The following is a 20,328-nucleotide window of genomic DNA, read 5'->3' as shown; positions in this document are numbered from 1 at the left end:
GGACACCTTCGGCAGGCTCACTCAGCGCCTGACACCGGCACTGCCCCTGAGGCCGCCACAGTGCTCTCAACAGCGCCACCGGCTCGCGGGTTCCCATTCCTGACAAGGTGCGCGCGTGGCCTTCGAAGAAGACAAGCTTCCCGCAGGACCGGGAGATCCGGTGCACCCACCGGCACGACTCGCCGTGGCTCGGTTCGACGTGCACCTTCTTTACAACTACGACGCGCTCCAGGACTTGGTCGGCAGCGAGCCAGAGCGTGCCCACGCCCCCGCGGCCGACAGCCGTATCTGCTCCGCCCCGGACGTACCCTGTCCGAGGTTGCCCTGCCTCGCGGTCGAGGCGGTCCCTACCCGCCGACTCGACCGTCGCGGGCCCGGCCGTTTGAGCCTCGCCCAGCGTGGCTGCCGTGCTCCGCAGAGACCAACAGCACGGGACTCTTCGGCGTGTGCATCAACGGTCTGGCACCAGGTGACGGCCGGTGAAGGCGCGCACCGCCCCTGACAGTTCGTCGGATCTGCTGATCAGCATGACGTCCAGCCTGGCGACTGGCCCGTTCAAGGGCCGATAGGTGATCTCTGGCAGCCCGATGCGTTCCGTCGCTGCGGGCACGACGGCTACCCCGGCGCCCGACGCGGCGAGGGCGAGAGCGCCGAGCGTGGTGCCCACCAGACGGATCCGACCCCGGTCCACACCCGGGACGGCGTCCAGCCGTAGGGGCAGGAACTCGTCGTTCTCATCGGCCGCGTAGACGATGAGGTGCTCGTCCGCGAGATCGGCGACCGTAATCGCCGTAGCCGTGGCCAGCGGGTGCCCGGTCCGCACGGCGATCGACAGAGAGGTCTCCAAACGCCGGACCACGGTCAGGTCCGGCACGTCGTCGGGACCGAGGTGAGGGCAGTAACCGACATCGATCGTTCCCTCGCGAACCCCCTGCACCTGCGAGGCCGGGGGAAGTTCGGTCACTTCGACCTGCACCTCAGGGTGGGCCCGGTGGAAGTCCCGCACATCTTCCGTCAGTACGCTCTCCAGTACTGCGACACCGGAGAACCCGATCCGCAGCGTCCCGATCCCTCCGCTGACCGACTGCCGGGCGACATCAAGTGCGCGATCGGCCTGGGCCAGCGCACGACGCGCCTCGACCAACAGCAGTCCACCCGCCTCAGTCAGCTCGACCCGCCGACTGGTCCGGACGAATAGCGGCCCACCCACCTCTCGTTCCAGACCCTGCACCTGCGCGCTGAGCGTCGACTGCGTCACATGCAGCCGGGACGCTGCGCGGCCGAAGTGCCGCTCCTCCGCGACTGCCACGAAATACCGCAAATGGCGCAACTCCATCTCTCTCCCATCGCCTGAAACGATCGACCATTCGTATTAATCTACTGGACCGATCTTCGAGGTGAGCGCAGGCTGGATGCATGGACGCAACGCTTCAGGGCCGGCAGGACATCGCCGACCTCATGACCGGATGGATCCACCGCGACCTCGGGGAGTGGGAACAGCTACGCCGGCTCTTCCACCCCGACGGGCGGATCGAGGTGACCTGGTTCGAGGGCCTCGCGTCCGAGTTCGTAGATGCGTCCGCCCGCATGGGCGCCTCAGACCTGCGCACCAAGCACCTCGTCACGGCGCCGGTCGCGACGTTCTCCGCAGACGGCACCCGAGCGCTCGCCGAGACCAATGCCGTGATCATCGGCGAGAACGTGAAGCTCGCACTCGGCTGCAACGCTCACAGCCGGTTCTTCGACCGGATCGAGCGGAGGGACGGCTCCTGGCGCATCCTCGACCGCAGGTGCATCTACGACGTGGCCACCTTCACCTACCCTGGCGCTCCCGTGGACATCGATGCGGTCGCCCTCGCCAGGCACCCGCGCGAGTACGGGGCGCTGGCGTATCTGCTCGACGCGAGCGGCTTCCCCGTCCAGCGCACCTTCCCGACCAAGGGCAGCGGCCAGGAACGCGACATCAAGCAGGCGGCACGCGACTGGCTGAACGGACAGGACCACGCATGAAGACGACCACAGTCACGGACGTCGCCGTCTTCGACGGCACCGACCTGCTCGACGGACGCCACGACGTCTCCTTCGACGAGTCGGGAATCGCCGCCGTCACCCGGACGGGCACACCCCCGGTCGACGGCGTCACCATCGACGGCACCGGCGCCACGCTGCTGCCCGGCCTGATCGACGCACACGTGCACTTCCGCGACCCTCAGGAACAGTCGACCCTTGCCCGGTTCGGCGTCACGACCGCACTGGACATGGGCATCTGGCCGCCGGAGTTCCTCGCCGCGCTCCGCGCCGGCGACCACGGAGCGGACATCCGCAGCGCCGGCACCCCGCTCGTCGGGCCCGGCGGCCCTCACTCGCGCATCCCCGGCTTCCCCGCCGAGGACATCGTGGCCACAGCCGAGCAAGGCCGGCGACGGGTCGCCGCCCGCTCCGCCGAGGGCGTGGACTACGTCAAGCTGGTCCTCGAGCGGCCGGGGGCGGGCGGCCCCGAAAAGGACACCGCCACCGCCGTGGTTGACGCCGCCCACGAGGCGGGTCTTCGCGTGGTGGCCCATGCCAGCAACACGGGCGCCATCGCGCTCGCTGTCCAGGCCGGGGTGGACATTCTCACCCACGCGCCGCTCGATGCCGACCTGGGTGAAGACCTCGTGCAGGCCATCACCGAGGCAGGACGTGTCGTCGTTCCCACGCTGACCATGATGATGGGCACCGCACGCAACCTCGGCGGCCCCCACCTGTCCTACGATCACGCGCGCAACACCGTCACGGCACTGTACCGGGCCGGCGCCATCCTCGTGGCCGGAACCGACGCCAACGAACAGCCCGGAGTCCCCGCGGGGGTGCCGCACGGAAGCAGCCTGCACGACGAGCTTCACCTGCTCGTCGAAGCCGGACTGCGCCCCCTGGAAGCGCTGCGGTCAGCAACAAGCATCAGCGCCACCGCGTTCGGCCTCGAAGACCGCGGCCGCATCCAACCCGGCCTGCGCGCCGATCTCGTCCTCGTCATGGGCGACCCGGTATCCGACATCGCGGCGACCCGCGGCATCCAGGCTGCCTGGACGCTCGGCCGGCACGTCGACGCCGCAGCGTCTTGATCAGCGCCAGGAAATCCAAGAGGTTGGTCCGCAGAGGCTGGCAGAGCACTCCCGGGCATCCGCTCCCTTGACGCGGGGACGCGTGCACTGGGTTGGCTGATCATTTCAGAGTGCGTTGAGTTGCGGTCTGGTGCTTGACGATCTTGGTCAACAGGCGGTGCCGCTATCCGGGACAGTTGCGTGTTCCGGACCGAACGGCGCCCGCGAACGTCCTGTACGTGCTGTCGCTCGCCCGTAGGCCGGGCCGGTCCCGGCTCCAAGCACCACCTGATCGCCGACCGTCACGGGACTGCTGGACGCGGTCCACACCGATCCGGGAGCGCGGTTGACCTGTCAATCCGGGGGGCGCAGCCCGAGCATAAAGCGGCGCACTACCTCACCGCGCGTCTGCTCCACCACACGCCGACACACAGCCGGACACTTCGGGACGTTCCTCAGCGACGAATCGACGCTCAGGTGGGTTCGTGGACCGGAGCCTCAACGCTGCGGCTGTTGGCCACCATGAGGGGCGCGACGATCACGTCGACGATCGTGTCGATCCGCTCGTCAGGGAGGACACCCCGGATCGCGAACTCGTGCCGGGCGAGGTCGAACGGCAGGGCCAGGATGGAGGTGGGGATCATCCCCGTGCCGAGCTGGCCGCGCGCCCGGGCCTGGGTCACCACCGGCTCGACGAGGTCGGCTCCCCATCGGTAGATGAGCGCTCGGATCGTCTCGGCGGCGTCCTGGTTCGACTCGGCGAGCAGTCCGAGCATCGTCGAGCGGTCCGTAGGGCCGAAGTTGTCCCGCATCGACCGCAGGAGTGCCTTGAGGTCCTGGACGAGGTCGCCGGTGCTGGGGGTGGCGACCACCTCGGTGGTCGAGGCGATGACGGCCGCCAATACCATCTCGGCTCGGGTCGGCCACCGCCGATAGAGCACCGGTTTGCTCGTCGCGGCGCGCGTGGCGACCCCGTCATACGTTACCCCCGAGTAGCCACGCTCTCGGAGCTCGCTCATCACGGCTTCGGAGATCGCGCCCTCCAGTTCGCGACCGTGCCGTCGGGTGGCCCTCATAATTCCTTCTCTTCGATACGTTGCGTTTCTTCGCGGATGAGCCTACCTTCCTGCTGAAGAAACGGATCGTTTCTTACGCGGGACGAACAATGAGACCGCGAGGCAGGTCAGGTAGCGCCGAAAGCACCCGAACTTTCGTGCTCAACCTCTTGACGCCCTACCGAGGTAGCTCCCTCCCCCCACAGTGCCCGTTGACGCTGCCATCGCTTGATGGCGGTGCTGAGTCACACGTTCTTCCACGAGATGGGGACCGATGAGAGTCCGTACTGCAGTCCTGCCCCCGGCCCTGGCGGTACTGGCCGCCCTCACCACCACAGCCTGCGGTTCTGCCGAAAAGAAGGAGGCCGGAACCGGCGGCCTCGTCAAGGTCAACCTTGCCGCGATGGCGATCGGACAGACCGCCACGATCGTTGCGGCCAAGGAGCAGGGCATCTTCGAGAAGCACGGCATCGACCTGGAGATCTCCTACGTCGAGCCGGCTGCTCTCGTACCCGCCCTGATGAGCGGAGACGCCGACTTCGTCTGGACCAATGCGCCGGCACTGCTGGCCGCCCGCGCCAACAATGTGCCGCTCAAGTCCGTCACCACGGTCTCGATCGCCGGTGACGACCCCGCCAGCTTCCCCATCCAGGTGATGGTTCCGAAGGACAGCGACATCAAGTCGCTCAAGGATCTCGGCGGAAAGGAAGTGGGGACGGCCTCGCTGTTCCAGCTCAACGACCTGGCACTGATGGAGTCGCTCGACCAGGCCGGCGTTGACGCTCAGTCGGTCAAATTCGTGGAGATACCCTTCCCGAACATGGGGGAGGCCCTGAAGGCCGGCCGCGCGGACGCCATCATCGCGACCGAGCCCTTCACCACCATCATGAAGTCCAAGGGTGAAGTGGTCCCCTTGGTATCGGTCTCGGAAGGGCTGTCGCCCACCACGTCCATCTCGTCGATTGCCTCCTCGGACAAGTTCATCGGCGCCAACTCGGAGCTGATCGAGGACTTCCGCGCCGCGGTCGACGAGGCGGCCGATTACGCCGTGACCCATGACGACGAAGTCCGCGCGACCATCCCGAAGATGACCGAGCTCACGCCCGAGCTGTCCGAGGTGATCTCCCTCGCGCCGGTCGACACCACGGACGACCCCGCCGCGTGGAACGCCTGGGCGGAGCTGCTCGTCGAGGTCGGCGTGCTCGACAAGAAGGTGGACAGCGCAGATGCCTTCCTCGCCGACTGAGCGGGCGGCGGGCGCGCGGCGGACGCTCAAGGCGTTGGCCGGGCTGGCGCTGCTCGTGCTCACCTTTGAGGCGCTGCGGGTCACGGGAGCGCTGCCTTCGACCAGCGTGCCCTCTACCGCGGCGATCCTCGACGCACTGGCGACGTCGGTGCGCGAGGGCGACATGGGGGCGGCGGTCGGCAACACCGCCCTCGCCTGGCTCGGTGGGCTCCTGCTGGCCTGCGCCATCGGGATCCCCCTCGGGATCGTCGTCGGTCTGTCGGACCTGGCGGACAGCGCGACCGAGCGGGCCGTCGAGGTCCTGCGTCCGATCCCTGCCGTGGCTCTGGTGCCGATGGCGATCGTGCTGTTCGACATCGATCTCGGGATGCAGGTGTTCCTCATCGCCATCGCCTGCGTGTGGCCCCTGCTGCTCGGCACCCGAGGCGGAGTGCGCGCCGTCGATCCGCAGCAGATCGACACCGCTCGGTCCTTCGGACTGAGTTCTGTCGCCACCGTGCGCCGGGTGGTGCTGCCGGCATCGGTCCCGTCGATCGCGACCGCCCTTCGGCTCAGCGCGAGCCTCGGTGTGGTGGTCGCGGTCGGAGCACAGCTGATCTCGGGCAGCCCCGGGCTGGGGAGCCTGCTCGTCAGCAGTCAGAACGCCGACCGGAACGACGTGGTGTGGGCCTGCCTGCTCGTGACCGGTGTGTTCGGCGTGACCATCAACCTGCTGCTGGCAGCTGCCGAACGTGGTGTCGCCGGCTGGCAGGAACTCTCGACGGAGGGCCGACGATGAAGCGTCCGACGGCGCGATCCCTCGCGCGTCAGTTCCTCGGCTGGGCATTCGTCATCGCGCTGCTGGGGCTGTGGGAGGTGTTCGGACGCCGCGACACCAGTGGACTGTTCCCGCCGTTCTCCGACGTGCTGGTCGAGATCTGGGACCTGGTGCGCTCCGACGCGCTCACCGCCGACATCCTGCCCTCCGTGGTCAGGGCGCTCGTCGGCTTCGTCGCGGGCGCCGCGGCGGCGATCGTGCTCGGGGTCGCGCTGGGCTGGTGGCGGGCACTGGAACCGTGGACCACGGCCACGTTGGAGTTCCTCCGGGCGGTCCCGGTGCCGGCGCTGGTCCCGCTCGCCGTCGTCCTCTACGGCTCGACCGACGTGATGAAGGTCGGGATCATCGCGCTGGGCGCCTTCTGGCCGGTACTGCTCAACACGGCCGACGGCGTCCGGCGGGTGGAGCCGGGCTACATCGAGAGTGCCCGCGTCTACACCTCCGGCTCTCACCTGGCGGTACTGCGCCGTGTGGTGCTGCCGGCGGCTACACCGCAGATCATGATCGGTCTGCGGATCGGTCTGGCCGTCTCCCTGATCCTCATGGTGGTCAGCGAGATGTTCGGTGCCTCCTCGGGTCTGGGCTACTTGATCCTCCAGGCACAACGGCTCTACGCGCTCACCTCGATGTACGCCGGTGTCGTGATCCTCGCCCTCATCGGGCTGCTGCTGACCGGGCTCTTCTCGGCGATCGAGAAGCGCGCCATGTTCTGGTTCGACGGAATGAAGGGCCGCACGTCATGAACCACACCAACACTCCCGAACTCCTGCGGGCCGACGGCATCGGCAAGACCTACGTCAGTGAGAGAGGAACCCGGACAGAGGCGATCGGCTCGGTTTCCTTCACCCTCAGCGAGGGGGAGTTCGTCGCCATCGTCGGTCCGTCCGGCTGCGGCAAGACCACCCTGCTGCGCACCATCGCCGGCCTGTTGAAGCCCAGCCACGGTGAACTCACCTTCGACGGACAGCCGATCCGGAAGGTGCCCGACAGGTTCGGCATCGTCTTCCAGGAGTACAACCGCAGCCTCTTCCCCTGGCTCAGCGTGCGCAAGAACGTCGAGTTCGGACTGAGCGGACTGTCCCGGCAAGAGCGCCACGAGCGGGTCTCCGAAGGGCTTGAGCGAGTGCACCTCAGCGATGTCGAGGGGCACTATCCCTGGCAGCTGTCGGGCGGTATGCAGCAGCGGGTCGCGATCGCGCGGGCGCTCGCCACGCACCCCCGGGTGCTCCTCATGGACGAGCCGTTCGCGTCGGTCGACGCCCAGACCAGAATCAAGCTGGAGCTGATGACCGCCGAGATCTCGGCCGAGCTCGGGCTCACGACCCTGCTGATCACGCACGACATCGACGAGGCGATATTCCTCGCCGATCGCGTGATCGTGCTCAGCGCCCGGCCCAGTCACGTGGTCACCGAGGTCGCGATCGAGCTCGAACGGCCGCGCGACGAGCTGGCCGCGAAGGCCGACACGCGGTTCCTGGAATATCGCCGCGTCATTTACGACGCGATCGTGCACCCGGACAAACCCGGAGCGGCCGTCGAGTCCACTCTGACCTGAGGGAATGTGTCGGCCGGCGCCGTGGCCTGATGACTCGGCTCGATTTCACCGGCTGGTAGCCTTGGAACTAGGTAATATCGTTCATATACTCAGTTCCATCGCGCCTGTCGTGGGACGCGACACCTGCACACAAGGAGAGAACCCAGTGGCCGAGCTGTTCTACGACGCCGACGCCGACCTGTCCATCATCCAGGGCCGCAAGGTCGCGGTCATCGGGTACGGCAGCCAGGGCCACGCCCACGCCCTGTCGCTGCGCGACTCCGGCGTCGACGTGCGCGTCGGTCTGCACGAGGGCTCGAAGTCCAAGGCCAAGGCCGAGGAGCAGGGCCTGCGCGTGGTGAGCCCGTCCGAGGCCGCCGCCGAGGGCGACGTCATCATGGTCCTCGTCCCGGACCCGATCCAGGCCCAGGTCTACGAGGAGCACATCAAGGACAACCTGAAGGACGGCGACGCGCTGTTCTTCGGTCATGGCCTCAACATCCGCTACGGCTTCATCAAGCCCCCGGCCGGCGTGGACGTCTGCATGGTCGCCCCCAAGGGCCCGGGCCACCTGGTGCGCCGTCAGTACGAGGAGGGGCGCGGGGTGCCGTGTCTCGTGGCGGTCGAGCAGGACGCCTCCGGCGACGCCTTCGCGCTGGCCCTGTCGTACGCGAAGGGCATCGGCGGCTCGCGGGCGGGGCTTATCAGGACGACCTTCACCGAGGAGACCGAGACCGACCTCTTCGGCGAGCAGGCCGTCCTCGCCGGTGGTACCGCGGCGCTGGTGAAGGCGGGCTTCGAGACCCTGACCGAGGCCGGCTACCAGCCGGAGATCGCCTACTTCGAGTGCCTGCACGAGCTGAAGCTGATCGTGGACCTCATGTACGAGGGCGGCCTGGAGAAGATGCGCTGGTCGGTCTCGGAGACCGCCGAGTGGGGCGACTACGTCACCGGCCCGCGGATCATCACCGACGCCACCAAGGCCGAGATGAAGAAGGTCCTCGCGGAGATCCAGGACGGCTCGTTCGCCCAGGGATGGATGGACGAGTACCACGGTGGTCTGAAGAAGTACAACGAGTACAAGAAGCAGGACTCCGAGCACCTGGTGGAGACCACGGGCAAGGAGCTGCGCAAGCTCATGAGCTGGGTCGACGCAGAGGCGTAGACGTCACACCCTGGGGGCCGGAGCGGTGCCGCTCCGGCCCCTTCGGGTGCCACGAACGACACGTCACTCCTGCACCTCGATGGAGCGTGACGGGCACAGATCGGCTGCCCGATGCACCTCTTCACGCAGTTCGGCCGGCGGTTCGTCCTGGAGGACGATCACCAGGCCGTCGTCGTCCTGATCGAAGACGTCGGGGCTCAGCATCGCGCACTGACCGGAGCCCACGCACCGGTCGTTGGCCGCGTTGACACGCATGGTGGATATCCGATTCGGTTCGGCCGTCACCAGGTGACGGGCAACTCGTAGACGCCGTAGACCATGGCGTCGTCCTTGAAACGGAGGCTCTCCGCGGGCACGGCCAGCCGGAGACCGGGGATGCGGCGAAGCAGTGTGCCGTACACGATCTCCAGCTCCGCACGGGCCAGGTTCGCCCCGATGCACTGGTGGATCCCGTAGCCGAACGCGAGGTGGCTGCGTGCCTCCTTGCGGTGGAAGTCCAGTGTGCCGGGGTCGGAGAAGAGCCGCTCGTCGTGGTTGGCGGCGTTGTTCAGGGCCAGGATGCCCTCGCCGGCCCGGATGGTGACTCCGCCCACCTCGATGTCCTCGACCGAGACCCGGGCGGTGCCGGAGTCCGAGATGGAGAAGACCCGCAGCAGTTCCTCGATGGCGTTGGGCAGCAGTGCCGGGTCGGATCGCAACTCGGCCATGTGGTCCGGATGTTCCAGCAAGGCCAGTACGCCGAGTGCGATCATGTTGGCGGTCGTCTCGTGACCGCCGACCAGCATCATCCTCGCCATCGTCACCACGTCCGCGTGGTCGGCGACCTGCTCGGCGGCGTTCTTCTCCAGGAAGCGGCTGATCAGGTCGTCTCCCGGCTGGCTCTCCTTCTGGGTGACGAGCTTGTCGAGGTACATGTCCAGCGACTGCACCGCGGCGCCGTATTCCTCGGGGCTGAGGTCGTGGTTCATCATCGCCGCCGACCAGCCCTCGAACTCGGCGTGGTCCTCGTAGGGGACGCCGAGCAGCTCGCAGATCGTCAGGGACGGCACCGGCAGGGCGAGCGCGGCCACCAGGTCCGCCGTGTCGCCGGAGGCCAGCATGGCGTCGACGCGCTCGTCGACGATCTCCTGGATGCGCGGACGCATCTCCTTCACCCGGCGGGCGGTGAATTCCGGAATGAGCATGCGCCGCTGTGCGCTGTGGTCCGGCGGATCCATGGACAGCATCATCAGCCGGGCGTGGGCCAGCATCTCGTCGGAGATGTGGAACTGGTGCGGGTAGCCGGGCCGCTTGAGGTTGGAACTCACCCGTGAGTCACCGAGCACCTGGCGGACGTCTTCGTGCCGGGTGACCAGCCACGTCGGTTTGCCGTTCACCTTCAGCGCGGCGCGGGAGACGGGACTCTCCTCGCGCATCCTGGCGTACTCGCTCGGTTCGCTGAACGGGCAGGTGCGCCGCATGGGGAATTGGGGAAGCTGCGTCGGATTGTCGGGCGCCGCGTCGGCGGGCTCGGTCATGAGTGCCTCTCGAAGGATTCGGTGAACGAAGGGCGCCCGGTCGGGGGCGGCTTCACCATGTGACGGGCAGCTCGTACAGGCCGTAGACGATGGCGTCGTCCTTGAAGCGCAGTTCGTCGGCGGGCGCGGCCAGCCGCAGTGTCGGTATGCGCCGCAGCAGTGTCGAGTAGACGACGTCGAGTTCCATACGTGCCAGGTTCTGGCCGATGCACTGGTGGACGCCGTAGCCGAAGGCCAGGTGGCTGCGGGCCTCGCGGCGGACGTCGAACCGGTCGGCGTCGGGGAAGACCCGCTCGTCGTGGTTGGCGGCGTTGTTCAACGGCAGGATGCCGTCGCCGGCCCGGATGGTGACGTCGGCCAGCTCGATGTCCTCCAAGGCCACGCGCGCCGTGCCGGCGTCGGAAATGGAGAACAGGCGCAGCAGTTCCTCCACCGCGCCTTGCATCAGCTCCGGCTCCGCACGCACGGCGGCGAGCTGTTCGGGATGTTCGAGCAGAGCCATGACGCCCAGCGCGATCATGTTCGCGGTGGTCTCATGACCGGTCACCAGCATCAGCTTGGACATGCTGACGATGTCCGAGTGCTGCACCGCCGGAGTCTCCCGGTTGAACGCGATCAGCCGGCTGATCATGTCGTCGCCGGGTTCGCTCTCCTTCTCGGTGACCAACCCGTCGACGTAGCGGTCGAGTTCGTAGTGCGCCAGGCCCCTTTCCTCGTCGCTCACGTCGTGGTTCATGATGGCCCAGGCCCACTTCTCGAAGCGCGGGTGATCCTCGTAGGGGACGCCGAGCAGTTCGCAGATGACCAGGGACGGCACCGGTAGCGCGAGGGCCGTCACCAGGTCCACCGGCGACTCGCCGCCCTTGGCGAGCATGACGTCGATCTGCTGGTCCACGATCTCCTGGACCCGGGTCCGAAGCTCCCGCATCCGCCGCACACTGAACTCCGGAGCCAGCATGCGACGCTGGACGGTGTGGTCCGGCGGGTCCATGGAGAGAAAGGTGAGCGGTACCGACTGGAGGGTCTCCTCGGGTACCGGCACCTGGAGCGGGTAGCCCGGCAGCTTCAGGTTCGCGCTCACCCGTGAGTCGCCCAGCAGCTTCTTGTACAGGTCGTGCCGGGTGATCAGCCAAGTCCGTTTGCCGTTGACCCGAAGACGGGCCTGAGAGACGGGTTCGGCCTCACGCAGCTCGGCGTAGTCGGTGGGAGGGCGGTAGGGGCAGGCCCGTCGCATCGGGAACTCCGGCAGGGCGTCCTCATGGGCCGCTTCGGCAGGTGTACTCATGAAAGTCCTGTTCGCACGGTCGGAAACGGGACGCCGACGCCGGGGAAGGGCCACCAGCTCCGCGCCCGTGGGCCGAGGCCGGCGTTGCTCCGCACGCTAGGCAGCGGCCGTCATGAACGCCCACCCCTAACCGCCCCTAGACCCCCGAGCCTCGGTGCGCACCACACGTGGCGGCCGTCACGTCCGGTGCCACTAGGGGCATTTAGGGGGCTGGCGAGGTCGGGGCGGCGGCTAGCGTCGGCTGCGGAGTACGGCGGGTGCACGGTGCGCCCGCTGTCGCACCCCCCAGCCCCGGCCGGCGGTCCTCCACCGGACGCCGCCGTCCTCCCGAGTCCAGGAGAGGTGATCACCGTGTGCCCGGAACCCAGCACGCCGGGTCTCGTCCCGAGCGTCAAGGGCACCGTGCCCTTCGGGGACCATCGGACCTGGTACCGGCTGACCGGTGAGACAGGCGGGCCACGTCCGGTGGTCGTCGTCGTGCACGGCGGCCCCGGCAGCACCCACGACTACCTGCTACCGCTGACCCGCCTCGCCGAAGACGGCTGGCCCGTCCTCCACTACGACCAGCTGGGCAACGGCGGCTCCACCCATCTGCCGGAAAAGGGCGCGGAGTTCTGGACCGTCGACCTCTTCCTCGACGAACTGGACAACCTGCTCGCGGAAGTGGGTGTCAGCCACGACTACGTCCTGTTCGGGCAGTCCTGGGGCGGCCCGCTGTGCGCCCGGCACGCCATGCGACGTCCACCCGGGCTGCGCGGTCTTGTCGTCGCCAACGCGCCGGCCTCCTACCCCGTGTGGCTGGAGGAGATGGCCCGGCTGCGAGCGGAACTGCCGCCGGACGTGCAGGAGACCCTGCTGCGGCACGAGGCGGCCGGTACCTACGACACCGATGAGTACCTGGCGGCCATGAAGGTCTTCTACGAACGCCACGTGTGCCGGCTCACCCCCTGGCCCCGTGACTTCCTCTCCTCCTTCATGGAGATCTACAACGATCCGACGGTCTACTACGCAATGAACGGCCCCAACGAGTTCCACGTCATCGGCTCCTTGAAGCACTGGTCGATCGTCGAGGAACTCGACTCGGTGCGCACACCCACCCTCGTCCTCAGCGGCCGTCACGACGAGGCCACCCCCACCGTCGTACGGCCCTACTACGACCGTGTCCCCGGAGCCCGCTGGGAGATCTTCGAGAACTCCAGCCACCTGCCCCATCTCGAGGAACCCGACAGGTTCTTCGAGGTCATGACCGACTTCCTCACCGGCCTGTGACGTGCCAACCGAAAGGAGGCGGGACACCGCCATGGCGTACGCCACCGCTCTGGTCTTCCCCGGCATGGGACCCGTCCCGTTCTCCGAGGTCGGCCGGTTCATGGTCGCCAACCCGCACGCCCGGGACCTGGTCGCCGTCGCCGACGAAGCCCTCGGCTACTCCCTCGTGGACGCCTTCCGCACCGCCGAGGGCGACTACTCGGAGGCCGCCCAGGTCGCCTTCCTCGTGAACTGCCTGGCCAGCGCCTACTGGGCACGAGAGCATCTCGACGTGTCCCCGGACATCGTGGCCGGACCGAGCTTCGGGGAGAAGGCGGCCATCGCCTACACCGGTGCCCTCGACCTGCCCGACGCCGTGCGTCTCACCGCCGAGATCGCCCGGTGCCTGGAGACCTATTTCGCCTCGCATCACCAGGACATCGTCACGCTCTCCTTCGTCCGCGCGCCGCGCGAGGAGCTGGACCCGATCCTGTCCGAACTCGGCGAGGCGGGGGAGTGGTACGAGATCTCCTGCTACATCGACGACGGCTTCTGGATGGTGTCCCTGGCCGAGCGGCGGGTGGAGTGGCTGCTGGAGCGACTGCGCGGGATCGGCAGCCTTCCCCTCTACAGCATGCGTCCCCCCATGCACGCGTCGCTGTTCGCACCGCTGCGCGCCATGGCGGAGCGCGAGGTCATCTCCCGGTACACCTTCTCCGACCCCAAGCTGCCGGTCGTCGCCGATCAGGACGGCACGCTGCTGCACACAGGTGAGGAGCTGCGCACCATGCTCCTCGACAGCTTCGACCACCCCATGAACTGGCCGAGCGTCACCACGGCTCTGGAGGACGCGGGCGTCGGACGTCTGTGTGTCGCCGGGCCCGACAGCCTCTTCGGCCGAGTACCCCGCACCGTCCGCACCTTTCAGGTCATCGCCGCGCACCCCCGCCTGGCGATGACACCACGGCGCGACGCGCGCCCCGTCTGACCCCCCCGCCGATCCCCAGGAGGCACACCCATGTGGGACGACCAGTTCGAAGAGATACTCCGCACCTTCCTGCCGTTCCTGCCGCCCCAGGAGCCGCTCCCTGCCGACGAGGAGCTGAAGGACCTCGGCCTGGACTCCCTGGGCACCGTCCAGTTGCTCGGAGGGCTGGAGGAGACGTATCAGATCCGCTTCCGGGACAGTGCTCTGACCATGGAGACCTTCCGCACCGCGGGCGTGCTGTGGAAGACCGTCGAGAGCATGCTCCAGCGCAGCGCGAGCTGACGGGACGGACAACGTGGACCCCACCGTCGACGGCACGCTGTCCGGACGGTTCCTGCGCGGGCTGGCCCGGTCACCCGACCGGACCGCCCTGCGGGCCGACGGCGACGCCCTCACCTACCGCGAACTGCACGAACGCGCCCTCGTGCTCGCCGGTTCGCTGCTGGCCCACTTCCCCGGCCCGCCGCCCGCCGTGGGTGTGCTCGGGGGCAAGGGACCATCGGCGTACACGGCCCTGCTGGCCGGTCTCTACAGCGGTGCCACCGTCGTCCCCCTGCAACCGGCCTTTCCCGCCGCCCGCACCCAGCAGATGATCGAGGCGGCCGGCGTGGGCGCGCTGCTCGCCGCCGACGAGACCCTGCCCGCCCTCACCGCACTGCACGAACAGGGCGTCACGCTGCCCACGCTGTACGCCGCCGGAGAACAGCCACATCCGTCAGTCCCCGTCGACGCGGACCGGGCGCTGAAGGCCCCCATGCCGACGCGTCCGACGGACGTCGCCTACGTGCTGTTCACCTCCGGCTCCACCGGCCGTCCCAAGGGCGTGCCCGTCACCCACGCCAACACCGCGCACTACTTCGCCCTGCTCGACGAGCGGTACGACTTCGGCCCGCGGGACGTGTTCTCACAGACCTTCGACCTCAACTTCGACTGCGCGTTCTTCGACCTGTTCTGCGCCTGGGGCGCCGGGGCCACGCTGGCGCCCGTTCCGGCGCACGCCTACGCACACCTCCCGCGGTTCGTGGCCGAGCAGGGTCTCACCGTGTGGTTCTCCACGCCCAGCGCGATCGCCCTGGTACGGCGCACCGGTGGACTGCGGCGCGCGGAGATGCCGACCCTGCGCTGGAGCTTCTTCGCGGGGGAGGCGCTCAGCTGCCCGGACGCCGAGGACTGGGCGGTCGCCGCGCCGGGCACGAAGCTGGAGAACCTGTACGGGCCCACCGAGCTGACCATCACGGTCTCCGCGTACCGATGGCGGCCCGGCCGGCGCCACCTGCACGACATGGTGCCGATCGGCACCGTGCACGCCGGACACCCCACACTGCTGCTGGACAAGGACGGCGCACCGAGCACGACCGGAGAGGGCGAGCTCTGCGTCGCGGGGCCGCAGCTGACATCCGGCTACCTGGACCCGGCCGACGACGCGGGACGGTTCCTCGACCGGGACGGACAGCGCTTCTACCGCACCGGTGACCGGGTCCGCCGCACGGACGAGGACGGCCTGCTCTATCTCGGCCGGCAGGACGCCCAGGTCCAGGTGCACGGTGTGCGCGTGGAGCTGGCCGAGGTCGACGCCGCGGTGCGCACCTGCCCGGGCGTAGAGAACGCGGTGACGGTGGCGGTACCCGTCGACGGCACGGTCGAACTCGCCGTCTTCCACACCGGCGATCCCGTTCCGCCCGCGCGACTCGCCCGTCATCTGCGCGAGCTGCTGCCCGCCGCTGTCGTTCCCCGCGCCTACCACCATCTGGACGCGCTTCCGCTCAATCCCAATCGCAAGACCGACCGCAGGAATCTCACCTCCCGTGCCACCACCCTGAAGCAGCAGCCCGCAGGGTCCGGGAACGGGACCGAAGGACGACAGGAGTCGTCGTGACCGCTGGACCGAAGGCGCAGGCCCGCACCGAGGCACTGGTGCACGACCTGCTCGACGAGGCGACCGCCGACCACCCCCACGGGACGGCGGTCGCCGACGCGACCGGAAGCTGGACCTATCTGGAGCTCACGCGCTGGAGCCACGCCGTGGACGCCTGGCTCCAGGAGCAGGGCGTCGGACACGGCGACCGGCTCCTCGTACAGGTGCCCAGCGACCGTGAACTGGTGGCACTGCTGTACGGCACCGCCCGCCGCGGCGCGGTCCTCGTCCCGGTCAACACCGGCATGAAGGACTACCACCTGCGCGCGGTCGTCGAGAACTGCGAACCCTCGTTGGTCATCGTCAGCGACCCCGCCGCGGCCCGCGTCTCCTCGCTCGCGCAGGCGGTCCCCGTCCTGGGTCTGAGCGAGGCCTGGCGGGGCATCGCCGAGCTGCACGCACAGGACGCCCGCGGAGACGGCCATGCCGTGGAGCACGAGGACATCGCCGTCCTCGTCTACACCTCGGGCTCCACCGCGGCACCCAAAGCCGTCGTGTGCCCGCACGGCCGTATGGTGTTCGCGACCGAGGCGATCAACCTGGAACTCGGCTACCGCTCCGACGACGTGGTGTTCTGCCGCTTTCCCATCTCCTGGGACTACGGCCTCTACAAGGTCCTTCTGACCGCGGCCGGCCGCAGCAAACTGGTCCTCGCCGACGGTGAGTCCGATCTCGTGCTGCTGCGCCGTATCCGCGAGACCGGTGCCACCATCGTGCCCATCGTGCCGTCCCTGGCCACCATGATCTGCTCGCTCGCGGAACGCGAACCGCCCGCCGGCTCGACCGTGCGCATGTTCACCAACACCGGCGCCGCCCTGCCCAAGGCCACCGCCGACGCACTGCGCACCGCCTTCCCCGGGGCGGACGTGGTCATTCAGTTCGGGCAGACGGAGTGCAAGCGCGTCTCCGTACTGCCGCCCGCCCACCAGGACGCCCGGCCCGACTCGGTCGGCCGGCCGCTCCCCGGCACCCGGGCCTTCGTCGTCGATGACGCCGGGCACCGGCTGCCGCCCTGGCAGACCGGCGAGATCGTCGTCGAGGGACCGCATGTGATGCCGGGCTACTGGCGCGCACCGCAGGAGACCACACGTGTCTTCCGGCTCACCCCCTTCGGCGGACTCCGTCTGCACACGGGCGACTTCGGGCACGTCGACGAAGAGGGGTTCCTGTATTACGAGGGCCGCCGGGACGACATGTTCAAGCACAAGGGCGTACGCATGAGCACCACCGAGATCGAGGCTGCCGCCACCGACGTTCCCGGCGTGCGAGCAGCGGCTGTGCTGCCGCCCGCCGACGGACGGGACCTCACGGTGTTCGCGGTGGGCGACATCGACCCTCATGTGCTGCTCAGGGAACTGTCCCTGCGGCTGGAGCCGGCCAAGGTACCCGGCGTCAGCCATGTCCTGGACGAGCTGCCGCTGACCGCGCACGGCAAGCACGACCGCAAGCAGCTCATCCGTCTCCTGGAAGGAACGACGCCGTGACGCGCACCGCCGAACTCGCCGAACGCTTCGGTACGCCCTCCTATGTCTACGACCTGGACAGGATCGCGACGGCGCGGGACGACCTGTTCGCCGCCCTGCCCGACGAAGTGGCGGTGTTCTACGCGGCCAAGGCCAACCCGCACCCGGAGATCCTGCGCCAGATGCGTACCGGCACCGGCCGCGTCTGCGGCGCCGAGATCAGCTCCGTCGGTGAACTCGACGCCGTGTTCCAGGCCGGCTACGAGGGTACGGACGTGCTCTACACCGGTCCCGGGAAGACCTCCGAGGAACTGACCGAGGCGATGTCCAGCGGCGTACGGACCTTCTCCGTGGAGTCACCCGGCGACCTGCGACGCGTCGGCGAGACGGCATCGCTGCTCGGCGTCACCGCCGAATGTCTGCTCCGCGTCAACAACGCCACGGGAGCGGCGGCCACCAGCATCCGGATGACCGGCGTGCCCTCGCAGTTCGGATTCGACGCCGAGACCCTGGCGGAACACGCGGCCGATCTGCGCGAAGTGCCCGGCACCACCCTCGCCGGGCTGCACTTCTTCCCGCTGAGCAACGCCAAGGACGAAGCGAGCCTCATCGCCGAGTTCCGGCACACCATCACGACCGCCGCCGCGCTCCAGCAGACGCTCGGTGTGACGTTCCGCCTCATCGACCTCGGCGGCGGCTTCGCCGCACCGTACGCGGTGCGGGGAGAACGTCCCGTCTACGGCACTCTGCGCGACGCCCTGGCCGTGTCCCTCGACGAGCACTTCCCCGGCTGGCGCGACGGCGCCCCGCGCATCGCCTGCGAGTCGGGCCGCTACCTGGTCGCCGACAGCGGGGTGCTCCTCACCCGCGTCGTCAACGTCAAGGACAGCCGCGGCACCCGCTACGCCGTCCTCGACGCCGGCATCAACACCTTCGGCGGCATGTCGGGCCTCGGTCGCATCATGCCGGTCTCCGTCGAGCCGCAGGAGTCCCTGGCAGCGGACGGCGCCCCGACCCACCTCGCCGGACCCCTGTGCACCCCGGGAGATCTGCTGGGACGCAATGTGCCGCTGGCCGACCCGAAACCCGGAGACCTGCTGACCGTCCCCAACGCCGGGTCCTACGGACCCACCGCCAGTCTCCTGATGTTCCTGGGCAGGCCCGCCCCGACGGAGATCGTCGTCCGCGGCGACGACGTCGTCTCCGCGTCCCGCATCCAGCACGTACGAACCTACGAACACGGACAGGCCCTGCGATGAGTGACATCCCCCTCCGTACCCCCGGCCCCGCCGAGCAGCCCGTCGTCGTGGCCGGCGGCATCTCCGACTCCCACACCTGGAACCTCGTCTACCTCCAGCTCCTGATCGAGGAGCACGGCCGTCGCGTCATCAACCTCGGCCCCTGCGTGCCCGAGGACCTGCTCATCGAGCAGGCCCTGACACACGATCCCGTGCTGATCGTGGTCAGCAGCGTCAACGGGCACGGCTACCACGACGGCATGCGCACCATCACGCGGCTGCGCGAGCACCCCGGGCTCACCGCGGTGCCCGCCGTCATCGGCGGCAAACTCGGCATCGCCGGACCCTGCGACGACCAAGAGGCGGCCGCCCTGCGCGCGGCCGGCTACGACGCGGTGTTCGACGACACCAGCGACGGCATCGCCACCTTCCGGCTCCTGCTCGACTCCCTGCCCCAGCGGACCCTGGTGTGACCGGCGTTGGGTTCGGCACCTTCGTGCGCCGAGCCCACGACGCCGGGCGGCTGGTCGTCCAGCCCCGGATGGGGATGAGTCATCCGGATCGTATGCGGGCCGGGCTGCTCGCCACCCGGGACGCCGACGCGACGACGGTCGGCACCCTCACCCTGGACAGCTACACCCGGGTCGGAGACCTCGAGTCGGCCCAACTCGCCATCCTGGAGGGCGCCGACCTGAACGGCTACCCGCTGGCCAGCCATGAGCCGGCCACCACCCGCAGGGTCCTCGACGGCATCCACGGACCCGGGTTCCCGGTGCAGGTCCGGCACGGCTCGGCGGCACCGCAGCACATCTTCCGGGCCCTCGCCGCCGTGGGGCTCGACGCGTCCGAGGGCGGGCCCGTCTCCTACTGCCTTCCCTACGGCAGGGTCCCCCTGCGCGACTCCGTCGCCCACTGGTCCCAGTCCTGCGAGCTGTTCGCCGAGCTGTCCGCCACCGGCTCGGAGCCGCACCTGGAGACCTTCGGCGGCTGCGTGCTCGGCCAGCTCTGCCCGCCCGGACTGCTGGTGGCGGTCAGTGTCCTGGAGGCGATCTTCTTCCGACGGCACGGCATACGAAGTATTTCCGTGAGCTATGCCCAGCAGACCAACGCGCGCCAGGACAGGGAAGCGATCGCGGCCTTGCGCAGCCTGTGCGCGCAATTCCTGGCCGACATCGAATGGCACGTCGTCGTCTACGCCTATATGGGACTCTTCCCCGAGACCGAGGACGGCGCCTACTTTCTGATCGCACAGGCAGCCGAACTCGCCGTCGCCAGCGACTCGGAGCGTCTGATCGTGAAAACGGTCGCGGAATCCCGGCGCATCCCGACGGTCGCGGAGAACGTCGCAGCACTGGAACACGCGGCCAGGGTCGCCGCGCGCACCGAACGCTCCCCACTGGAGGGAAGCGCGACGGAGGTCTACGCGGAGGCGTACGCGCTGGTCGACGCCGTACTGAACCTGGACGACGACCTCGGCGCCGCGATGCTGGCGGCGTTCGCCGAAGGCAGGCTGGACGTTCCCTACTGCCTGCACCCGGACAATGCCGGACTGACCAGAAGCTATATCGCCGCGGACGGCCGGCTGTGCTGGGCCGATGTCGGAAAGATGCCGCTGAACCACGTCGCCGAAGTACGTCCGGTGCGCACGGTCACATCGGCGGACCTTCTCGACTCTCTTTCCCATGTGCGGCGTTTCTACGACGGTCACGCTTCCTCGGCAGAGGCGGAGTCGAGGTAACGCCCCCTAGGGGTGCCTACGGGTGTGACACGTCGA

General features: G+C 68.8%; 20 protein-coding genes. 15 read left to right on the top strand and 5 right to left on the bottom strand.

The features are described 5' to 3' along the window. Window positions 1-451: 451 nt before the first annotated feature. On the bottom strand, window positions 452-1,336 hold the full coding sequence (locus tag ACFC1X_RS11260; protein ID WP_376351251.1) for a LysR family transcriptional regulator: 885 nt from the start codon (window positions 1,334-1,336) through the stop codon (window positions 452-454). An 80-nt stretch (window positions 1,337-1,416) separates the two neighbouring features. Here ACFC1X_RS11260 and ACFC1X_RS11255 point away from each other — a divergent pair, with 80 nt between their 5' ends. Both ACFC1X_RS11255 and ACFC1X_RS11250 read left to right on the top strand, forming a co-directional pair. Continuing rightward, window positions 1,417-2,010, top strand: a complete 594-nt coding sequence (locus ACFC1X_RS11255; RefSeq protein WP_376351249.1) for a nuclear transport factor 2 family protein — start codon at window positions 1,417-1,419, stop codon at window positions 2,008-2,010. Then, complete coding sequence (locus ACFC1X_RS11250; RefSeq protein WP_376351246.1) at window positions 2,007-3,104, top strand: amidohydrolase family protein; 1,098 nt, start codon at window positions 2,007-2,009, stop codon at window positions 3,102-3,104. Before ACFC1X_RS11255 ends, ACFC1X_RS11250 begins: the two co-directional genes overlap by 4 nt. 452 nt (window positions 3,105-3,556) lie before the next feature. Here the strand turns inward: ACFC1X_RS11250 and ACFC1X_RS11245 are convergent, their stop codons facing one another. Further along, a complete protein-coding gene (locus ACFC1X_RS11245) occupies window positions 3,557-4,102 on the bottom strand; it encodes a TetR/AcrR family transcriptional regulator (RefSeq protein WP_376352133.1) in 546 nt (181 codons plus the stop codon). A 310-nt stretch (window positions 4,103-4,412) separates the two neighbouring features. On the opposite strand from ACFC1X_RS11245, the gene ACFC1X_RS11240 reads away from it, so the two are divergent. From ACFC1X_RS11240 to ilvC, 5 genes are all read left to right on the top strand, one after another. Beyond that, entirely contained in the window at window positions 4,413-5,384 is a 972-nt protein-coding gene (locus ACFC1X_RS11240) for an ABC transporter substrate-binding protein (protein ID WP_376351243.1), read from the top strand. Continuing rightward, window positions 5,365-6,162 (top strand): ABC transporter permease, encoded by a 798-nt coding sequence (locus ACFC1X_RS11235; protein WP_376351240.1) that lies wholly within the window; start codon window positions 5,365-5,367, stop codon window positions 6,160-6,162. The genes ACFC1X_RS11240 and ACFC1X_RS11235 overlap by 20 nt, the downstream gene beginning before the upstream one ends. Next, window positions 6,159-6,944: an ABC transporter permease gene (locus tag ACFC1X_RS11230; RefSeq protein ID WP_376351238.1), complete on the top strand. Its 786-nt coding sequence runs from the start codon at window positions 6,159-6,161 to the stop codon at window positions 6,942-6,944. Before ACFC1X_RS11235 ends, ACFC1X_RS11230 begins: the two co-directional genes overlap by 4 nt. Beyond that, complete coding sequence (locus ACFC1X_RS11225) at window positions 6,941-7,756, top strand: ABC transporter ATP-binding protein (protein WP_376351235.1); 816 nt, start codon at window positions 6,941-6,943, stop codon at window positions 7,754-7,756. The genes ACFC1X_RS11230 and ACFC1X_RS11225 overlap by 4 nt, the downstream gene beginning before the upstream one ends. 145 nt (window positions 7,757-7,901) lie before the next feature. Beyond that, entirely contained in the window at window positions 7,902-8,900 is a 999-nt protein-coding gene (gene ilvC, locus ACFC1X_RS11220; protein ID WP_376351233.1) for a ketol-acid reductoisomerase, read from the top strand. A gap of 63 nt (window positions 8,901-8,963) precedes the next feature. Here the strand turns inward: ilvC and ACFC1X_RS11215 are convergent, their stop codons facing one another. The 3 genes from ACFC1X_RS11215 to ACFC1X_RS11205 are packed head-to-tail and all read right to left on the bottom strand — an operon-like array spanning window position 8,964 to window position 11,702. After that, the gene (locus ACFC1X_RS11215; protein ID WP_376351230.1) at window positions 8,964-9,155 is read right to left on the bottom strand and encodes a ferredoxin; all 192 of its coding nucleotides are present in this window, start codon (window positions 9,153-9,155) and stop codon (window positions 8,964-8,966) included. Window positions 9,156-9,181: 26 nt separating this feature from the next. Then, complete coding sequence (locus ACFC1X_RS11210; protein WP_376351227.1) at window positions 9,182-10,417, bottom strand: cytochrome P450; 1,236 nt, start codon at window positions 10,415-10,417, stop codon at window positions 9,182-9,184. A gap of 52 nt (window positions 10,418-10,469) precedes the next feature. Further along, window positions 10,470-11,702 (bottom strand): cytochrome P450, encoded by a 1,233-nt coding sequence (locus tag ACFC1X_RS11205; RefSeq protein WP_376351224.1) that lies wholly within the window; start codon window positions 11,700-11,702, stop codon window positions 10,470-10,472. 351 nt (window positions 11,703-12,053) lie between these two features. On the opposite strand from ACFC1X_RS11205, the gene ACFC1X_RS11200 reads away from it, so the two are divergent. The 8 genes from ACFC1X_RS11200 to ACFC1X_RS11165 are packed head-to-tail and all read left to right on the top strand — an operon-like array spanning window position 12,054 to window position 20,292. Beyond that, the gene (locus ACFC1X_RS11200) at window positions 12,054-12,971 is read left to right on the top strand and encodes a proline iminopeptidase-family hydrolase (protein WP_376351221.1); all 918 of its coding nucleotides are present in this window, start codon (window positions 12,054-12,056) and stop codon (window positions 12,969-12,971) included. Between the two features lie 31 nt (window positions 12,972-13,002). Then, complete coding sequence (locus ACFC1X_RS11195; protein ID WP_376351218.1) at window positions 13,003-13,938, top strand: ACP S-malonyltransferase; 936 nt, start codon at window positions 13,003-13,005, stop codon at window positions 13,936-13,938. Between the two features lie 30 nt (window positions 13,939-13,968). Continuing rightward, on the top strand, window positions 13,969-14,220 hold the full coding sequence (locus tag ACFC1X_RS11190) for a phosphopantetheine-binding protein (RefSeq protein WP_376351215.1): 252 nt from the start codon (window positions 13,969-13,971) through the stop codon (window positions 14,218-14,220). 13 nt (window positions 14,221-14,233) lie between these two features. Then, a complete protein-coding gene (locus tag ACFC1X_RS11185) occupies window positions 14,234-15,814 on the top strand; it encodes an amino acid adenylation domain-containing protein (protein WP_376351212.1) in 1,581 nt (526 codons plus the stop codon). Beyond that, the gene (locus ACFC1X_RS11180; RefSeq protein WP_376351210.1) at window positions 15,811-17,337 is read left to right on the top strand and encodes an AMP-binding protein; all 1,527 of its coding nucleotides are present in this window, start codon (window positions 15,811-15,813) and stop codon (window positions 17,335-17,337) included. The genes ACFC1X_RS11185 and ACFC1X_RS11180 overlap by 4 nt, the downstream gene beginning before the upstream one ends. After that, complete coding sequence (locus ACFC1X_RS11175) at window positions 17,334-18,575, top strand: type III PLP-dependent enzyme (protein WP_376351207.1); 1,242 nt, start codon at window positions 17,334-17,336, stop codon at window positions 18,573-18,575. The genes ACFC1X_RS11180 and ACFC1X_RS11175 overlap by 4 nt, the downstream gene beginning before the upstream one ends. Next, window positions 18,572-19,027 (top strand): cobalamin B12-binding domain-containing protein, encoded by a 456-nt coding sequence (locus ACFC1X_RS11170; RefSeq protein WP_376351204.1) that lies wholly within the window; start codon window positions 18,572-18,574, stop codon window positions 19,025-19,027. The genes ACFC1X_RS11175 and ACFC1X_RS11170 overlap by 4 nt, the downstream gene beginning before the upstream one ends. Further along, entirely contained in the window at window positions 19,024-20,292 is a 1,269-nt protein-coding gene (locus tag ACFC1X_RS11165; protein WP_376351201.1) for a methylaspartate mutase, read from the top strand. The genes ACFC1X_RS11170 and ACFC1X_RS11165 overlap by 4 nt, the downstream gene beginning before the upstream one ends. Window positions 20,293-20,328: the final 36 nt, after the last annotated feature.

This window comes from Streptomyces sp. NPDC056128 (genome assembly GCF_042263835.1).
Classification (GTDB): domain Bacteria; phylum Actinomycetota; class Actinomycetes; order Streptomycetales; family Streptomycetaceae; genus Streptomyces.
The sequence above is the reverse complement of the archived record's forward strand: the minus strand, read 5'-3'. Positions and strand labels throughout refer to the sequence as shown.

Excerpts from the sequence above, each read along its gene's own strand:
- ACFC1X_RS11190 (WP_376351215.1), top strand. The coding sequence starts at position 13,969 with ATGTGGGACGACCAGTTCGAAGAGATACTCCGCACCTTCCTGCCGTTC.
- ACFC1X_RS11240 (WP_376351243.1), top strand. The coding sequence starts at position 4,413 with ATGAGAGTCCGTACTGCAGTCCTGCCCCCGGCCCTGGCGGTACTGGCC.
- ACFC1X_RS11195 (WP_376351218.1), top strand. The coding sequence starts at position 13,003 with ATGGCGTACGCCACCGCTCTGGTCTTCCCCGGCATGGGACCCGTCCCG.
- ACFC1X_RS11260 (WP_376351251.1), bottom strand. The coding sequence starts at position 1,336 with ATGGAGTTGCGCCATTTGCGGTATTTCGTGGCAGTCGCGGAGGAGCGG.
- ACFC1X_RS11255 (WP_376351249.1), top strand. The coding sequence starts at position 1,417 with ATGGACGCAACGCTTCAGGGCCGGCAGGACATCGCCGACCTCATGACC.
- ACFC1X_RS11250 (WP_376351246.1), top strand. The coding sequence starts at position 2,007 with ATGAAGACGACCACAGTCACGGACGTCGCCGTCTTCGACGGCACCGAC.
- ACFC1X_RS11225 (WP_376351235.1), top strand. The coding sequence starts at position 6,941 with ATGAACCACACCAACACTCCCGAACTCCTGCGGGCCGACGGCATCGGC.
- ACFC1X_RS11215 (WP_376351230.1), bottom strand. The coding sequence starts at position 9,155 with ATGCGTGTCAACGCGGCCAACGACCGGTGCGTGGGCTCCGGTCAGTGC.
- ACFC1X_RS11230 (WP_376351238.1), top strand. The coding sequence starts at position 6,159 with ATGAAGCGTCCGACGGCGCGATCCCTCGCGCGTCAGTTCCTCGGCTGG.
- ACFC1X_RS11205 (WP_376351224.1), bottom strand. The coding sequence starts at position 11,702 with ATGAGTACACCTGCCGAAGCGGCCCATGAGGACGCCCTGCCGGAGTTC.
- ACFC1X_RS11245 (WP_376352133.1), bottom strand. The coding sequence starts at position 4,102 with ATGAGCGAGCTCCGAGAGCGTGGCTACTCGGGGGTAACGTATGACGGG.
- ACFC1X_RS11210 (WP_376351227.1), bottom strand. The coding sequence starts at position 10,417 with ATGACCGAGCCCGCCGACGCGGCGCCCGACAATCCGACGCAGCTTCCC.
- ACFC1X_RS11235 (WP_376351240.1), top strand. The coding sequence starts at position 5,365 with ATGCCTTCCTCGCCGACTGAGCGGGCGGCGGGCGCGCGGCGGACGCTC.
- ACFC1X_RS11170 (WP_376351204.1), top strand. The coding sequence starts at position 18,572 with ATGAGTGACATCCCCCTCCGTACCCCCGGCCCCGCCGAGCAGCCCGTC.